The sequence below is a fragment of the Chryseobacterium salivictor genome (genome assembly GCF_004359195.1).
Lineage (GTDB): Bacteria > Bacteroidota > Bacteroidia > Flavobacteriales > Weeksellaceae > Kaistella > Kaistella salivictor.
This window is the reverse complement of the sequence record NZ_CP037954.1, coordinates 381,035-398,394: the sequence shown is the minus strand read 5'-3', so window position 1 is coordinate 398,394 and position 17,360 is coordinate 381,035. Positions and strand designations below refer to the sequence as shown.

11 protein-coding genes are annotated in these 17,360 nt (G+C 40.6%); 7 read left to right on the top strand and 4 right to left on the bottom strand.

Annotation, left to right across the window (positions count from 1 at the left end; translation table 11 throughout):
* Window positions 1-2: 2 nt before the first annotated feature.
* On the bottom strand, window positions 3-1,151 hold the full coding sequence (locus tag NBC122_RS01895; protein WP_133438747.1) for an alpha/beta hydrolase: 1,149 nt from the start codon (window positions 1,149-1,151) through the stop codon (window positions 3-5).
* A 9-nt stretch (window positions 1,152-1,160) separates the two neighbouring features.
* On the bottom strand, window positions 1,161-1,799 hold the full coding sequence (locus tag NBC122_RS01890; protein ID WP_133438746.1) for an alpha/beta hydrolase: 639 nt from the start codon (window positions 1,797-1,799) through the stop codon (window positions 1,161-1,163).
* Between the two features lie 173 nt (window positions 1,800-1,972).
* Here NBC122_RS01890 and NBC122_RS01885 point away from each other — a divergent pair, with 173 nt between their 5' ends.
* A complete protein-coding gene (locus NBC122_RS01885) occupies window positions 1,973-2,305 on the top strand; it encodes a zinc ribbon domain-containing protein YjdM (protein WP_133438745.1) in 333 nt (110 codons plus the stop codon).
* A 214-nt stretch (window positions 2,306-2,519) separates the two neighbouring features.
* Here the strand turns inward: NBC122_RS01885 and NBC122_RS01880 are convergent, their stop codons facing one another.
* Window positions 2,520-3,452: a sulfate/molybdate ABC transporter ATP-binding protein gene (locus NBC122_RS01880; protein WP_133438744.1), complete on the bottom strand. Its 933-nt coding sequence runs from the start codon at window positions 3,450-3,452 to the stop codon at window positions 2,520-2,522.
* A gap of 81 nt (window positions 3,453-3,533) precedes the next feature.
* Here NBC122_RS01880 and NBC122_RS01875 point away from each other — a divergent pair, with 81 nt between their 5' ends.
* Window positions 3,534-4,187 carry a YceI family protein gene (locus NBC122_RS01875; protein WP_133441031.1) on the top strand — a complete coding sequence of 218 codons (654 nt, stop codon included), beginning with the start codon at window positions 3,534-3,536 and terminating at the stop codon, window positions 4,185-4,187.
* Between the two features lie 229 nt (window positions 4,188-4,416).
* Here the strand turns inward: NBC122_RS01875 and NBC122_RS01870 are convergent, their stop codons facing one another.
* Window positions 4,417-5,400, bottom strand: coding sequence for a lipoate--protein ligase (locus tag NBC122_RS01870; protein ID WP_133438743.1), 984 nt, complete (start codon window positions 5,398-5,400; stop codon window positions 4,417-4,419).
* Window positions 5,401-5,532: 132 nt separating this feature from the next.
* Between NBC122_RS01870 and NBC122_RS01865 the strand changes: the two genes are divergently transcribed.
* The 5 genes from NBC122_RS01865 (at window position 5,533) to NBC122_RS01845 (ending at window position 17,146) form a co-directional block, all read left to right on the top strand.
* Window positions 5,533-5,790 (top strand): transposase, encoded by a 258-nt coding sequence (locus tag NBC122_RS01865; RefSeq protein WP_221343587.1) that lies wholly within the window; start codon window positions 5,533-5,535, stop codon window positions 5,788-5,790.
* Between the two features lie 19 nt (window positions 5,791-5,809).
* Entirely contained in the window at window positions 5,810-6,220 is a 411-nt protein-coding gene (locus NBC122_RS01860) for a transposase (protein ID WP_133438536.1), read from the top strand.
* The gene (locus tag NBC122_RS01855; protein WP_133438537.1) at window positions 6,217-7,050 is read left to right on the top strand and encodes an IS3 family transposase; all 834 of its coding nucleotides are present in this window, start codon (window positions 6,217-6,219) and stop codon (window positions 7,048-7,050) included. Before NBC122_RS01860 ends, NBC122_RS01855 begins: the two co-directional genes overlap by 4 nt.
* Before the next feature lie 493 nt (window positions 7,051-7,543).
* Window positions 7,544-12,511, top strand: coding sequence for a choice-of-anchor D domain-containing protein (locus tag NBC122_RS01850; protein ID WP_133438742.1), 4,968 nt, complete (start codon window positions 7,544-7,546; stop codon window positions 12,509-12,511).
* 960 nt (window positions 12,512-13,471) lie between these two features.
* Complete coding sequence (locus NBC122_RS01845; RefSeq protein ID WP_133438741.1) at window positions 13,472-17,146, top strand: T9SS type A sorting domain-containing protein; 3,675 nt, start codon at window positions 13,472-13,474, stop codon at window positions 17,144-17,146.
* Window positions 17,147-17,360: the final 214 nt, after the last annotated feature.

Genomic DNA, 17,360 nt, shown 5'->3' with positions numbered 1-17,360 from the left:
CTTTAATTTTTAAACAGCCACAGATAAGCAGCTCCGAATTCGCGCGACCAATAGGATTCGGAATGGGTTCCGTCTTCATCAAATTTAGTTTTGATATGCTCTGGCGGAACTCCTTTTTTAATTAAAACCGGAATGACCTTTTCAATATCTGAAACCATTTCTTCCGATTCTTTGACGCCCGCGAGAAAATAAAATTGAGTGTTTTTTAAATTTTTAGCACTTTTGCTGACAAAGAGATTTAAATCTTTAAAAGCAAACCAGAAACTGGGACTGAAAATCCCGAGTTTTCCGAATTTTTCAGGATATTTCAAGCCTGCATAAAACGAAATTAAACCGCCCATCGAGCTTCCGATAAGTGCTGTGTTTTTTGCCTGTGGCAAAGTTCGGTAGTTTTTATCGATATAAGGTTTCAGTGTTTTTGCCAGAAATTCGGTGTAGGCGTCGCCTTTTCCGCCAGCATATTTTGCGTTGTTCCAGGCCGAATATTCATTCAGTCTTTCTGCGCCACCATTTTCAATTCCCACCACAATAGCAGCGCGGTTTCCTTCCGTAAAAAACTGATTTAAAGTTTTATCTACCTTCCATTCACCGGAAAAAGAAGTGGCATCATTAAATAAATTCTGTGCATCCTGCATATAAATGACAGGATATTTTTTGGTGGAAGTCGCATAATCTGGTGGAAGATAAATCCAGATGCGGCGGCTGGTCTTCAACTGTGGAATGCTGAAGTTTTCGCTTAAAACTTTTACATTATCGGTCGCAGTGTTCTTTTTTGCAGCGGTACGTTCCCATGAAAGTATTTTGTTTTCAACGTTTTGAGCGTTTTTGCTGAAGGTGAGTTTTCTGTTGTCAGAGTTGTTTCCATTGTGATCGCCTTCCGCTGTTTCCCAATTTCCCTGTGTAAATTTGTATTCTAAAGTTCCTTTATTTTCAGGGATTTGTAAAATATAATTTCCGGCGCTGTCTTTTTTTAATTCAAAATCAGGATCGTCGGGAATCCAGTTATTCAGAGAATTTGGCATGAAGATCCTGGCATCTGCCGGAGTTTCCTTGGGAACGGAAGTGATTGTGATGAGAACCTGACTTTGCAAATGAGTAACCAAACCCGCAAAGAATACCAAATAGAATTTAATGTGTTTTAAAATTCTCATATTGAAAAATTATTTTCCGAAAAAATCCATCAGATCCATATAGTTTTTCTGATTCACGCCATGGCCGCTCATATATTCCCGGAACGAAAAGTAGGCGCCCAGTTCATATAAAAAGTCTGCGGCTTTGCGGCCCCAGTCCAGCGGGATTATCGCATCATCAGTGCCGTGAGAAATAAAGAATCTTAATTTTTCAATTTTCTTTTTATCTTTTACAATGTTTGTTAATAGTTTTTCTTCGGCATAACAGCTCATACAGGCAACTTTTGTGAATAAGTCGGGATGATTCAGCGCCAGTGCATAACTCAGGATTCCGCCTTGGGAAAATCCGCACAAATGGGTTTGGTTTTCTGTTAAACCATATTTATTGGTGATTTTCAATATGTTTTCCAAAATTGCCTGCTCTGATTGTTTGGCTTGGGCAACATCAATTCTGTTTTCTTCATTCATTAAATCAATATCATACCAGGAATAACCCTCGTAATTGGTATTGAAAGGTGCTCTGAAACTGACAATTAACCAGTCTTCCGGCAGCGTGGGCACAAAGCTGAATAAATCCTGTTCATTGCTTCCGTAACCGTGAAGTAAAATAAGTAAAGGCGTTTTTGAGTTGATGTTTTCGGGTTCGCGAACGGTGTATTGTAAATCCATGGAGCAAAGATAATAATTTAGGCTGAAGATTGGCGCTCAAAATCAGCAGCCGGTCAGCGGTTTTATGAATAAAATCTGCATTCAGAATTTAAGAATGACGAAACAGGATTGTTGAAATCACTGCCAACTTGTAATGTCTTTATTTAAATAATATCTTTGTAAAAATTATAATTATGAGCGATACAATAGGATGTCCGAAGTGCCAGTCGGAATTCACTTATGAACAGGATGGCAAAATGGTTTGTTCACAGTGTTTCTACGAATGGACGCCGGGAGAAACAGCTGATGAAGATAAAATTTTAGATGCCCACGGACACGAATTACAAAATGGCGACTCGGTAGTGGTAATCAAAGATTTACCGGTAAAAGGTGCACCAAAACCGGTAAAAGCAGGCACCAAGGTGAAAAACATCAGACTGCGCCCGGACAGCGACCACAATATTGATTGTAAAATCGACGGCTTCGGATCAATGGCTTTGAAGTCTGAATTTGTGAAAAAGGCGTAAAAAAAAAGGAAAAATTTGGACAGGGTTCCGTTTCAAAGACTAGTTGTACAAAGGAATCGTACTAATTTCGTCTCAGGGGCAGAAAGAGAATTAACCAAAAATTTCCTTACGTTTTGAATAACAAAGCTAAGAATTATTTTCAAAAGATAAAAATGAACTGAGAAAAGTCAGGCCTCCATTTGCAAACGCTGAATTGGCCTGGCTTTTTTTATTTTTAAAGATTTATTTTAATCAAACCTTCCGCTTTTTCCGCGGTGTAAATAATCAGTTGTTTGCCATTCAGGGAAATTTTCGTCCAGTAACAGCTTCCGGCAAAACGGCTTTCTAAAACTTCGGCTTCTTTTCCATGATCTGAAATGGTTATTTCGTGTGGATACCAGAACTTTTTAGAAATATTTAATTCTAATTTTTCTTCCTCCGAAAAAACATTTACCTCACCGAAAAGTGACGCAACATATTGATTGTAAGGATTATTGTAGGTTTCTTCTGCATCATCATTTTGGATGAGCCGTCCGCCTTGCAGAACAATAATCTGATCCAGCCAAGGCATAACTTCCTGGATTTCATGTGTCGAAATAAGGAGCGAAATATTCTTTTCCCGAACGTAATTAAAAAGCCGTTCGCGCAGTTCTATTTTTCTGGAAAAGTCGATATTGCTGAAAGGTTCATCTAGTAATAAAAGCTTGGGCATTACCGAAAGCGCTCTTGCAATGGCGACTCTCTGCATTTGTCCACCACTCAGATATTTGGGTAATGTGTTTTCGTATTCTTCAAGTCCAACCACCGTTAAAAGTTCCTGAACTCTTTCTTTTTTCTCTTTTAAATTGATATTGGAAATAAATTTCCCCACATTATCTGCCACCGTAGAATAGGGCATCAGATCGTAATTCTGAGCGACCAGTTTCATATGATCTTCGCCGGGAACCAAATTTTTTGTAGGTCCCAAAATCGGTGCGCCATTAAAAATGATTTGGCCTTTTTCCCATTCGAGAAGGCCGTAAATTAAATTTAAAATAGTAGATTTTCCACAGCCGCTTTCACCTGCTAAAGCGATGATTTTCCCTTCCTCAACTTTAAGATTAAAATTCTGGAAAAGCCTTTGCTCTGGGCGATGGGAAAAAAATAAATTCTTGATTTCTAATAGCATATTGCAAAAATAACATATTTGTCTCTAATAAAGATATTTTTGTTATTTTAGCCAAAACAATTTAATTTAAGCTATTTAATGATGAAATCAATTACCAATTCGGTTTTCTTCGTACTTTTTTCATTTGCAGTCGTATCATGTGCGAAAGACAAACCCCTGACCAGCGAGGTTACCGAAGTTTCTACCACCAACCGGGGTGCAATATATGAACTCGATACTTTAAACAGCAGAATCGAATGGAAAGGGTACAAAGTAGTGAAATCTGAACAATCGAGCCATTTCGGAATTATTAAATTCGAAAGTGGTGATCTAACCGTGAAAGACGGCGTTTTGGAAAGTGGTAAATTCGTGGCCGACATGAATTCTTTGACTTCTGTAGATTTAAAAAACGATCCGGAACAGTTGGCAAAATTAAACGGTCATCTGAAAAGCGGAGATTTCTTCGAAGCAGACAAGTTCCCGACCGCATCTTACGAAATTACCAAAGTCACACCCACTCAATCGGGTGACTATAACACCCTTCTGGATGGGAACTTGACCATCAAAGGAATTACAAAACCGGTACAGTTCAATGCAAATGTTTCTGTAAAAGGTGCTGAAGCGACCATTGCCACTGAACCTAAAGATATTAAAAGAGAGGATTTCGGCGTGAAGTTTCAGCTGCCACTTGCCAACGGTCTTATTAAGGATGAGGTGAATCTTCAGATTTTAATTAAAGCCATGGAAAAGAAATAATATTTAATATTTTGAACTATTTTTAAAAGGTAAATCCGTCTCATTACGAGACGGATTTTTTTAGTTTAAATTGAGCTGCAGCATTTCTGATAAGCAGCTTTTAAAGATTATTGCGGAAAATAAGGTTGCAAAGTCTGCTTTAGAAATGAAGTATAGGATCCAAAATGTAATTGATATGCTTTCATTTTCCTGATTTATTTTCTTTTTCGCCAGGCTCTTTTTTTTTGGATCAGTTAAATCCTTCCAGTACTTCCTCCAGCGTTACTTTTCCAAAATACCCCGTCAGGTCAACAGAGGTCAGGAGTTCATTTAAAGCAGAGATTTCGTGTTTTTTTCCTATCAGCTGTTCTTCCAGTTCTTCAATCGGTTTCGAGGCGAAAAAGTCGCCGAATATTTTGGCTTTTTCTATGAAGCCCTGTACGACCTCTAGATGGACTTCAATAAATCCAGCCGGAACTTTGATAGCTTTCTTAAAATTATAGTTGGGTGAAAATCCAAAGTTCCAGTCCCAGGTTTCGTATTTTTCTGCCATCAGCTGCTGGATGTTTTGCAGGTCTTCTGCGGTGAGTTCATACCGTTCTGCACCCGGATTATTTTTGATGATCTCTTCAGTGAGCAGGTTTTTAAGGTGATCTGTAGTCGTGTCTTCCGGTAGATAGCTGATGAGGTTGGTCACGCGCGACCGGGTAGATTTAATGGCTTTGTCGATGAATTTCAAAGGATTGACTTTTAAAGCTTCACCCAATACTTCCATTTCGGAATTCAGAAGGATGGTTCCGTGCTGAATCATTTTTCCATGGCGCGCGAGTTTGGCGTTGCCGCTGAATTTTTTGCCGTCTACCAATAAATCATTACGTCCTTTTAATTCTGCCGGTACATTTAACTTATTCAACATATTGAGCACGGGTTGGGTGAAAAAAGAAAAGTCACCAAAATCATTCTGGCCCAAAAGGGTATGAAAGGAAAAGTTGAGGTTTCCCAGATCGTGATACACTGTGCCACCACCCGACATCCGGCGCACGACTTTGATTTCTTTTTCCTTCACATAGTCGAGATTAATTTCGGCCAGGGTATTTTGGAATTTCCCTACGATAATCGAGGGCGCATTGACGTACAATAAGAAAATATCTTCCGTCGGAAAGCGGTGAAGCAGGTATTCTTCCGAGGCAATATTGAAATAGGCATTTTGAGAAGGGGAATCGATGAGAAGCATGTTTTTTTCTTTGGTGCAAAATTAAGGGAATTTTATGAGATGGGTATTGGTGTTGGGTGCTGGATGTTTGGTGTTGGATGCTTGGTATATTGTCCGTCCCTGATATAGGTTGACATAAATAAGTCAACAAATATGAAAGCAAACATTAAGAAACTGCAGAAGCATCGGGTTTTCAGTGAGGAATTTAAGAGGGAGATCGTCTCTCTATTTGAGAGAGGAAAATTCAGTGTATTACAGCTTGAAAAACTTTATGGAGTTTCGGATTCGGCAATTTATAACTGGATCTATAAATTTTCTACCTTTAACGAGAAAGGAATTAGAGTTGTAGAAATGAAAGAAAGCAGTGTACATAAGCTAAAAGAACTGGTGTCCGTCCCTGATATAGGTTGACATAAATAAGTCAACAAATATGAAAGCAAACATTAAGAAACTGCAGAAGCATCGGGTTTTCAGTGAGGAATTTAAGAGGGAGATCGTCTCTCTATTTGAGAGAGGAAAATTCAGTGTATTACAGCTTGAAAAACTTTATGGAGTTTCGGATTCGGCAATTTATAACTGGATCTATAAATTTTCTACCTTTAACGAGAAAGGAATTAGAGTTGTAGAAATGAAAGAAAGCAGTGTACATAAGCTAAAAGAACTGGAGCAGAAGATTAAAGAGCTTGAGCAAGCCGTCGGTCAAAAGCAGATTATGATCGATTATCTGGAAAAAATGATTGATATAGCCAAGGAAGATCTGGACATTGACATAAAAAAAAATTACGGCAACCAACGCTCTGTTGGTTCAGGCAACATTCCGAAGAAAAAGAATTCCCCCTGAATGCTTTATATCGGGCAGTAGGGATCAGCAGGCAGGCGGTGCAACAATTTGAGTATCGACAGAATATTTTTGATGAAAAAGTACGTGTTCTCATGTTGGAAGCCCACGAACTACGGAATGAGCACCCAGGATGCGGAGTAGAGAAAATGTATTATGCCTTAAAGCCTGAATTCATGGGCAGAGACCGCTTCATAGAACTTTTTATGGAATTGGGCTTCAGGCTGGAGCACAAGAAGAATTACCGCAAAACGACCCATTCCGTCGCCTGTGAATATCCCAATCTTATCAAAGGTATGGAGGTAAATGCACCTAACACCATCTGGCAGTCGGATATTACGTATATTTACGTTAACGATAGGTTTTATTACGCAGTTTTCATCATTGATGTATACACGAAAAAGATTACAGGATACAAAATATCCAATAATATGAGGGCAACCGCGAATGTAGAAGCCTTGAAAATGGCGGTAAGAGACCATTGTTTTCCTAAAATCCATCACTCGGACAGAGGAGGGCAATACATTTATAAAGAATATGTCAAGTTGCTGAAAGAAGGGGCTACCCAGATAAGCATGGCCTTGTCCGCACAGGATAATGCATATGCAGAGCGGATAAACAAGACCATAAAAGAAGAATATCTGGATCGATGGAAACCCATGAACTTTGAACAGTTGAAGAAATTTACAAAGCGAGCGGTTAATCAATATAATAACCGCCGACCACACAATAACCTTGGCCGGTTATCGCCTGTAGAATTTGAAAGAAGATGGCAGGAAAAGGGATTTTCATCCCAACCCATTATCACCATCTATGATAATAATGAGCCGTAAAAAAAAAGAGGTTACCCAATGTGGAAAGCTATTAAAATATGGATAAATTTAGAAATGATTGCACTTAAAATTTACCCACATTTTAACAGCCACATTCAACAACGACCATGAAAATAATTATATAAAAACAAGTCAACACTATTCAGGGATTGGCAGGTTGTGGAGTGGTGAATGGCACACTGGTGTCAAACTGGTGAATGGTGAATGAGTCAATGGAGTCAATTGCGAATGGTGTATCGTGAATGGTGTCAAAGGAAATGATAAATTGTCAATGATGGATGGTTGAATTTGTGCTTCACAAAGATTTGTGTTGTTTGGTGTAGGGGATGGTATAATTCGAAAATTTTCACCAGTGGAGCTCCTTTGAGGCAGTGGGGAAGAGGTTTTTGTTTATTAACTTGTTGAGCAGTAGTTGTTTAATTGTGAATAGATTTTTGAAATTAGCGGTTTGCATTCAAAAAAGAAGTAATTTTATCCTTCAAAACACAAAGCCATGAAAAAATATTTACTTTATTTTTATAGAATAATAGTGCTCTTTGCTGTGCTGTTTTCAGCTGCAATCTGTGGGCAGATTTCAATGTCAACCACAGGATCTTATCAACAGGATTTTAATACTTTATTATCAACAGGATCAGGAGATTGGGTGGATAACTCCACTTTAACAAATTGGTATGCAAAAAGAAGTGGTACTGGCACAATAATTTCAGCAGATGTAGGGAGTGCAACTGCCGGAAACCTTTATAGTTATGGTTCTTCCGGTTCTACCGACAGGGCTCTGGGTTCGTTGGGTTCTGGGGGTGTTGCGGCAGGCGATTTTGCGTGGGGAGTTTTGCTGAAAAATAATTCGTCATTTACTGTTACGGATATTAAAGTATCCTATACTGGTAAACAATGGAGGAATTCAGGCGCACTTGCTCAAACGGTTTCTTTTTATTACAAAATATCCTCTTCTCCAATTACGGATTTACAACCGAAAGTAATTACAGGTTGGACTGCTGTTACTAATTTGGATTTTATAAGTCCAGTAACAGGTGGTGAGGCTGGGCCATTAAGTGGAAATGCTCCGGAAAACAAAACAACCAAAAGTAACATTTCAATTCCGGCTTTAAATCTTCCTGCGGGTTCTTATATTCTTCTTAAATGGGATGATCCGGATCACACAGGGAGTGATCATGGTTTGGCTATAGATGATGTTAAAATTGAATGGACGGTCAACAGTGTGGCGCAACCCGAGCCTACTAATTTTCCCATCAACTTCTCATGTGGCGTTACTACCCACTCTACGATTCCAATTTCCTGGACCGATGCGGCAGGAACCACTCCTCCGGACGGGTATCTGATCCGGTGGAGCAGTACTTCTTATGCTGATATTGCAGATCCGCAAGATGGAACCGCAGTTGCCAACGGAGCAAATACACAGAATGTTTTGCAGGGAACGCAGAGTTTTACTGCCACTGGACTGTTATCTAATACTCCTTATTATTTTAAAATCTGGTCCTATAGCAATTCGGGAACTGCGATTGATTACAAATTAGTCGGTGAGCCGAAAACGAGTTGTGCTACGCTTGCTCAGCCATGCAATTTTTCAGAGGATTTTTCCAAATCAAATGCTAAAGCGTCTTATACCGCTGGCTCATTCGTAGGGAATAACTCGATTGTCTGGACTTATACTGAAGCAAGAGACGAAGGAGATTTCGGAATAAATGGGAAAGGAATCATGTTGCGTACTACAAGCAGTAAAATGATTTCATCCTCCATTAATAATGGCATTTCAAGTTTTAGATGCAGTTTAAAAAAAGGATTTACGGGGGCTGGAAACAGACAGGTTGAACTTTTTATCAATGGAGTATCCGTAGGAAGTTCTGTTGCCTGGGATAATGCCGATGTCCAAACTTTTACAATTAATAATCTCAATATTGCCGGAAGTGTTACTATAGAAATTAGAAACAGTAAAAATGAGCAAGTTGTTATTGACGACCTTTCCTGGACCTGCTTCACCGGAACACCGAAACCCAGGATCAGTATTCAGGGGAATGGCGTGACCATTACCGATGGAGATACAAGTCCTTCGGCTGTTGACGGAACGGATTTCGGCGCCGCAATTCTTTCCGGTACGGAGGTCGAGAAAACTTTTACGCTGCTGAATGTCGGCTCCGCAAATTTGGTGTTAGATGATCCTGCAGTGGTGTTGCTGCATGGTTCAAAAGGATTTACAGTTTCTGCACAACCCGCTGTCAACCCGCTCTCCGGCTTTTCCAACCAGATTTTAAAAATCAGATTTAATAATGCTGTTCCGGGAACTTATACCGAAACGGTCATGATTGGCAGCAACGATGCTGATACCCCGGTGTATTCATTTGATGTAAAAGCGACTGTTTCTCAACCTGCCATTACCACCGATAAAACCACCCTTTCCGGATTTTCGTATCCGTTTGGTCAGGGGCCTTCTGCCACTCAGAATTTTGTCGTGAACGGTGTGAATCTAGGAGAAGATATTACAGCAGAGGCTTCCTCAAATTGGGAAATTTCAACCAATCAGACCTATGATGGCAGCAATGCGCCTCCTTTTTCAACCCTTGTTCTTTTTAAATCTTCAGCGGGTGCGGTCACGAATAAAACAATTCATGTGCGTCTCAAAGATGGTTTGGAAATCGGCTCTTACGCTGGAACCGTTAGATTAACTTCCTCCAATGCTGCGACTAAAGTAGTAGCGCTCAGCGGCCAGGTAGCTGCGGGGATTTCCGACATGAAGGTTACCGGAAACGGAAGTTCTATTGCGAATGGAAGTATGAGTCCGAGCGGTTTAAACAATACCCTGTTTGCAAGTCAGAATTTAGGTGACTCCCAAACCAAGGCTTTCGAAATTAAAAATCTGGGTGGTTATCCCCTTACCATCGGAGCCATCACTCTTTCCGGCCCAGATGCTTCTTCTTTTTCTGTTTTGAATGGTCCTGCAGCAGGAACGGTCCTGAATCAAAATGGAACGGCAACCTTTGAAATTAAATTTGCACCTACTGCGGTTGGAACGAAAAACGCGACCCTGTCTATTGCCAACAATGATCCGAAAGACCATCCTTACGTTTTTGCGGTGAGAGGGGCAGCGACCTACTGTTCCTCTGTGGGAGAAATCATCATCGCACGGCAGAATTTTGAAATGGTGCCTGCAAGTCCTGTGATGAATTACACGCTCACCCACTTTGGCACCATTGCACCGGGACCGAATACGGGATTCTCCAGTGGAAACAGTGGCAGCAACAGTTTTCCTAAAGCCAATAATCTCTATTCGGAAGGGGCAAGAGGTTACCGGATTCAGGGCGGAGATCCTTTATCCGAAACTCCTTCTGGTGTCGTTTTCACTTTTGATGAGGTAGATACTTCCATTTATGACCATATTAATCTTTCGTTTAAGGTTGCCGGCTTTTCCCTGGGAAGCACCGGTAATGGGATGGATGATTTAGATGCTTCCAACACCAGTACCACCATTCATGGAGATAAACTGGATTATGTATTGGTGGAGGTCAGTCCGGACGGAGGCGCGACGTGGTATCCGCAGGCCAAAGTGGTGTCCGGAGAAATGAATCTGGCGTGGAGTTTTGGAAGTGCCGGAACAGCTACGGGAACCCGTGCGTATGCTGCAGATGATCATTTAACCTATTTCAGTTCTACCGCTAAAAATCGCTACAGCGCAATATCGATTACGGGTCTTCCTGCGGTTGCGAAGCTCAAACTAAGAATTTCTGCGCAGGATAATGCGCTGAATGAATCCTGGATTTTAGATGATGTACGCATTACGAGTACCGGTTTGGTTCCTAAAATATGGAATGGAGCATGGTTTCCCTCTGCGCCACAAACTTCCGATAAGGCGATTATTCAGGCAGATTACAATACAGCAGACTTTGGCGGTTTTAAAGTCTGCCAGTGTGAGATCGGTAACAAAGCGACCCTTACCGTTGCGGCAGGTACCGAAGTGAAGATTTCTGATTTCATGGTGAATGACGGCAGTGTGATTGTTCAGGCCAAAGGGAATCTGATTCAGGTGAATGAAAGTGATACCAATTCCGGCGCGGGAAATTTTAAAGCCGAACAGCTTATCACCCTTTCTGCCGGGCGGCAGCAGTACAATTACCTTCATTCCCCGGCCGAAGGTTTTAACATGAAAGACCTTTATAAAAATGCACGGGATGAGCATCAACTGCCGGTCACCGCGCCATTTGTCCTTTATCACAACGAGGGAACCAATACTTTTCTGAATTCTTCCGGAGCTTATATCAAGGGACGGGCGCTGGCGGTAAAAGAACCGGCAATTGGTTTTGCGCCGGCCCATATCACTGCCGTTTTTGAAGGCAAGCCAGCCAACGGCACTTTCATTTATACTTTGGTTAATTCAAATCCTGCCAATATGCAGCGGGGGTATAATCTGATCGGGAATCCCTATTCTTCCAATATGGATCTTGTTCAGTTTTATCAGAATAATGCGGCCTCCGGAAAACTAAGCTCCACTTTTTATTTCTGGGATCATAATGCCAATCTTCAAACCACGCAGTTTGGGGATTCATACGGTGGACAGGCTTATGCACAGTTCAATGCCGCAACGCCCGCAGGGGTAGGAACTCCTGTGAAAGCAAGTGGGGATAAAGGAACATCTGTATTGAAAATTCCTTCACGATACGTAAGTGTTGCGCAAGGTTTTATGGCAAAGTTGACTGCTGTATCGAGTCAGAATATTATTTTCAGCAACAGCACCAGATCGTCCGGTTCTTCTCAGGCCTATTTTGGTAAAGGTACGGGCGAAAATTCTGAGAAAGCAGTGGATCGCTTCTGGCTCAATATGATCAGCCCGCAAAATATCGCTTCCAATATCGCGGTTGTTTATTTTGAAAAAGGCGTCGATGGGTTTACCAACGAAGACAGCCATTCTATGGGCGGTTCTGATGCGCTGTTCAGTTGGGTAGAAGGAGAGAAACTGTCTGTCAACGGCAGAAGCAGTTTTAGGAATACGGATGTTGTAGCATTGGGAACTGCGCATTTCGCGGCGGGAAATTATACCATCGCGCTGGATAAAGCAGAAGGGGTCTTTGAAGACGGCCAGAATATCTACCTGAAAGACAGGAAAACCGGTACCGTTACCAGCCTGAGTCAGGACAGTTATACTTTTGCAGCAGATGCCGGTGAGACAACGGGCAGATTTGAAATTGTTTATCAGCCGGAAATCATTCTGGTAACCGACCATAAAATAAAAGAGGGAATACTGGTGTACCAGGACGCTGGGGATTTTGTCATCAAAGCACAAACCACGAAAATAACACAGGTTGAGGTTTATGACGCCATTGGCAGACTTGTCTGTAAAATACAAGCGGAAAATACCAGAGTTGTAATCCCGGGGCACTATTTTGTTCAAGGCATTTATGTTTTAAAGATCCATCAAAAAGAACAGTTGACTATCAGGAAAATCATCAGATAATATCTTTTGGATAATATGGTAATTTGATCTCAAACCTCTTCAGGGTTTGAGATTTTTTTTGATTTTTTTCTGAAAGGGTGACATGGGATTATTTATGAAAATCTGATTGATGATCATACATAGATTCACTAGTTTTTTTTTGTCGATTTTGTAAAAATGTTGCCTTATTGATGGTGATGATGAATTTTAATGTGTTTGACGGTCTGTAAAATATTTTCTTTTTTTAAGGTAATTTTGCAAGGTTTTTTTAAGTTAAGTTATGTATGTGGAGTTTGCTTGGTGGTTTGTTAGGAAAATATATCTTTGTGATCTATTGGATTAATATTAATTAATTAAATATTCCGCAACAAATGAAAAAAAATACAGACAATACTTTACTCTAGGGTAAGGTATTATGGAATCCGCATCAATGCATTGTATCTTATTAAGATATTATGTTAAATGATTTCGTGTTGCGTTGAATGATTTTTATTTGGATTAAATAAATAAAGATAATGTATTTATTATATCAAAAAAAATATTAGCTTTGTTTTCTGAAAGTTAAGGGTAAAGGAAGTTTTTTATTGTTTTCAAAAAATACTTTTTTGATTTCCTCTTCTTTTTCAGTTTAAGATAATAGGTCACGGAAATCGTGATTCGTTAAAATAAATGGAGTGTAAGAAAATATATTACACTTTTAAACACACAAATGATGAAACTAAATTACTTTCCCTCAACGGGTAGGCGTTTTCTTGGGTGCTATGAATGGTCTGGATGCTGGCCGTTTCCCTCATTTTTAAAATCTTTTTTCCGCCGCGAATTTTCAATAACTTCCTGAAGTATGGAATCACCGCAATCCCCTGTGTTCAACATGGCGGGTGTCTTTTGCTGTGCGCGAAATTTATCTCACCGGGTTTCTTTACGGCCTTGTGTATCTCTTGTTTTAATTTCAGATAAACATACATATCAACACAAATACAAATGAAAACAAATAACTTTTTAAGAAAAACAGGGTTTCTTCTGTTCTTTTTATTTTTCTCGCATTTTGCTATGGCACAGGCAGTTGGTGATTATAGGTCTAAAGGGGACGGGAACTGGAATGCAATAGCCACATGGGAGGTATGTACCAGTATATCTCCTGTGAAGTGGTCCCCTCTAACGTCAGGTTACCCCGGTACTGCTACGGTTCCACTAGGATATTCTACGTCGTCGGTTACAATTACTCATCAAGTGACCATTCCTGATACCATGGTTAGTCCTGTTAATCTGTCTTTCGGTGATTTAATAATTAATGGGGGGAAACTACACATTTCTCCTGACAACAAAACCATTGTTGAATTTAAAACTACACAAAATGTAATCATTAAGAACGGTACACTCAATCTCAATGCCAACCAACTGACAGTGAAATTTCCTGCAGGAACGCAAATAGTAGTAAATATTGGAAATGGAACATGTGGTTCCTCAGATGGAGTTAATGGGATGGGTATTATTGGCGGAACCTGTACTAATAATGTAGAATTATGGATTGGAACTGTTCTGTATTCCACCTGTACAGGTAATGGCGGTGCACCATTTGGTGGAAATTTTTGTGAGGTTAATAACGCCGGAGGGACTGTTCGGGCAACAGCAACACCTTCTTCTTTATGCATAGGCAATACGGTTAGTTTATCTACCCAAAACTATTCAGACGCTACTTATAAATGGTCATTGGTTTCCGGACCTGGTGGATACTCAATACCTTCCGGAACTAAAATAGATGTTCAGGTTTTGCCAATTACATTGACCGTGGCAGGTGCTTATGTTTTCAAAATCGCAGTGACAAGAAATGGTGCAACCGTATTTGATCAGGTAAGTGTGGAAGTAAAGCCGAATGATACTGTTGCATTAAGCTCAACTGCTGGAACCAATGACCAAGTAGTTTGCGCGGGTACTGCAATTAACAATATCACTTATGCTACAACCGGAGCTAGCGGAATCAGCGATAGCGGAGTGCGAGGAAAGAATGGTTTGCCGGCAGGAGTTTCTGCGACTTGGGCATCGAATATGATTACCATCAGCGGTACTCCTACAGTTTCGGGAACATTTAATTATAGTATTTCATTGACAGGAGGTTGTGGAAGTGCGAAAGCAATGGGAACGATAACGGTCAATGCCAATCTACCGGCAAATGTTAGTATCGTGGCAAATCCGGGAACTACCATTTGCGCAGGAACCTCGGTAACCTTTACTACAATACCAACAAATGGAGGAGCAAGCCCGACTTATCAATGGTATAATGGAGTTACTTTGATTCCTGGAGCAACTTCTTCTACTTATACCTCAACAACCTTAGCAAATGGTGATTTAATTTCAGTAAAAATGACTTCTAATGCATCTCCTTGTTTGACTGGTTCTCCAGCTATATCGAATGTTCTTGTGATGGCGGTTAATCCGACTTTACCAGTAAGCGTTAGTATTGCGGCAAATCCGGGAACTACCATTTGCGCAGGAACTTCGGTAACCTTTACTACAATACCAACAAATGGAGGAACAAGCCCGACTTATCAATGGTATAATGGAGTTACTTTGATTCCTGGAGCAACTTCTTCTACTTATACCTCAACAACCTTAACAAATGGTGATTTAATTTCAGTAAAAATGACTTCTAATGCATCTCCTTGTTTGACTGGTTCTCCAGCTACATCGAATGTTCTTGTGATGGCGGTTAATCCTAATTTACCTGCAAGTGTTAGTGTTACCACTCCTTCCAGTATCATCTGTGTCGGAACTCCAACATCCTTTACTTTTACGGCGACACCAACCAATGGTGGATCAGCGCCTTCCTATCAGTGGCAGGTCAATGGAATAAATGTAGGAACAGACAGTCCGACTTTTACATCGACAAGTTTGGTAGTTGGTAATAAGGTAACGGTGATAATGACTTCTAATGCAAGTTCATGTTTAGCAAATTTACAGGCAACATCGAATGCAATAACAATCGCAACGCAAACAGCAGTTTACAATACTGGTAAATGGACTCCTGCGCTTGCACCGAATCTTTCGGCAGAAATACAGTCTGCGTACAATTCAAGTGCGGGAAATCTGGATGTTTGTTCATTATTAATCACGAATAATGCACCGGTCACCATTCGGAAAGGAGGGTTTTTCAAAGTACAGAATGGCGTGACTGTTACTCAAGGAAGCAGTCTTACCGTAGAAACAGATGGTAACCTGATCCAGACCAATGATAATCCTACCCCTCCAAACTCAGGTGCCATCACCGTGTTGCGGGATATTAAAATTGGAGTGACCCGAAACCAATATAACTATGTAGGTTCTCCAGTGGATTTTATTGCAGGTCAAAATTTAAAAACGATTTACCCCGGAATTACTTTTGCACTTTATCATAATGAGGCCAATAACCTTTTTGGTACATCCTCCGGTGCGAATATTCCAGGCAGAGGCCTGGCCATAAAAGAACCAACTACAGCTGCGGTGCCGGTTGGAAATATGGAGGTGACTGCGAAATATATAGGTGTTCCGCAAAATGGTAAGATTAATTTTCCCCTGGCAAACAGCAATACCGGAACCAACACCTCATTGGGGTATAATCTTTTAGGAAATCCTTATCCTTCAAATATTGATTTAATAAAACTGTATGAACTGAATGGCGGAAACCGTCAAACAGGAAAAGCATCAGAAAATATCAGTGCTACTTTTTATTTGTGGGACAATGAAGTGAATGATGTTTTTGTACAGCAAGGGTCTGCCTACAATGGACAAGCTTATGCAATTTTCAATGTGTTCGCAGGAAATAAAGGGACCGGAACATCGGCTGCAGGTTATCTGAATACTAAGGTAATTGGTGAAAAAATACCCTCTCAAATTATCAGCGTGGGTCAGGGGTTTATGACCAAAGCACTTGCTAAGGGATATACCCTTGTTTTTAACAACAGTATTCGCACTGATGCTGAGGTGACTGCAAGTTTTTTAGGAAGAACGCAAAACCAGGATTTAGAAGATGACCGTTTCTGGCTACGGTTAATTTCTCCTGCGAAGGTCACCAGTACCCTTGCTGTTGTTTATTTTGATGGCGGGAGCGATGCTTTTGGAGCCGAAGATTCTGAATCCAAATTAGGATCAGACGATATTTTCAGTCTTGTTGATAACAAAAAAATTGGCATCAACGGTAAACGAGCTTTTACCATTGCAGATAAGATAGCCTTAGGAACGAAGCATTTTCAAACTGGAATTTATATGATTGCTGCGGGTAAAAGGGAAGGTGTTTTTGACAAAGGGCAGAAGATTTATCTGAAAGACAAACAAACCGGGACCGTCACCAACCTGAGCGAAGGCAGCTACAGCTTTGAAGCCACCGCAGGCGAAACCACCGGACGTTTTGAAATCATCTATCAGCCCGATGCTGTATTGGTAACCGATAATATGGTGAAAGAAAGAGTGGTGGTGTACCGGGACGGCAGTGATTTTGTCATCACCTCTAAAAATGAGAAGATGACCGGTGTCGAGATGTATGATACCAGCGGTAAATTAATCAGCAAAATGCAGCCTAATAGCACGAAGGTGGTAATTCCTGCAGAAAGAATGAGCAACGGACTGTATATTCTGAAGATCAACCAAAATGAAACAGTGACCGTGAAGAAAATCTTGAAATAAGTTATTTTTACAGGGATACAAAGCCGGACGTATTGTCCGGTTTTTTTGTTATCGAGGTCCTGTAAAAATTCGGAAATATTGCGCTCCATACAAATCACCCATCGCCCACGATAAAGCATCAGAAAGGGACTTACTATAAATCGGGTTGTTGGTTATTTTCGGCAGATTTTCACCTTTCCGGCAGAAGGCAATCCGGGTACCTCCCATCAACAGG

Coding starts and splice junctions, on each gene's coding strand:
- NBC122_RS01895 (WP_133438747.1), bottom strand. CDS start 1,151: ATGAGAATTTTAAAACACATTAAATTCTATTTGGTATTCTTTGCGGGT.
- NBC122_RS01890 (WP_133438746.1), bottom strand. CDS start 1,799: ATGGATTTACAATACACCGTTCGCGAACCCGAAAACATCAACTCAAAA.
- NBC122_RS01885 (WP_133438745.1), top strand. CDS start 1,973: ATGAGCGATACAATAGGATGTCCGAAGTGCCAGTCGGAATTCACTTAT.
- NBC122_RS01880 (WP_133438744.1), bottom strand. CDS start 3,452: ATGCTATTAGAAATCAAGAATTTATTTTTTTCCCATCGCCCAGAGCAA.
- NBC122_RS01875 (WP_133441031.1), top strand. CDS start 3,534: ATGAAATCAATTACCAATTCGGTTTTCTTCGTACTTTTTTCATTTGCA.
- NBC122_RS01870 (WP_133438743.1), bottom strand. CDS start 5,400: ATGCTTCTCATCGATTCCCCTTCTCAAAATGCCTATTTCAATATTGCC.
- NBC122_RS01865 (WP_221343587.1), top strand. CDS start 5,533: ATGAAAGCAAACATTAAGAAACTGCAGAAGCATCGGGTTTTCAGTGAG.
- NBC122_RS01860 (WP_133438536.1), top strand. CDS start 5,810: ATGAAAGCAAACATTAAGAAACTGCAGAAGCATCGGGTTTTCAGTGAG.
- NBC122_RS01850 (WP_133438742.1), top strand. CDS start 7,544: ATGAAAAAATATTTACTTTATTTTTATAGAATAATAGTGCTCTTTGCT.
- NBC122_RS01845 (WP_133438741.1), top strand. CDS start 13,472: ATGAAAACAAATAACTTTTTAAGAAAAACAGGGTTTCTTCTGTTCTTT.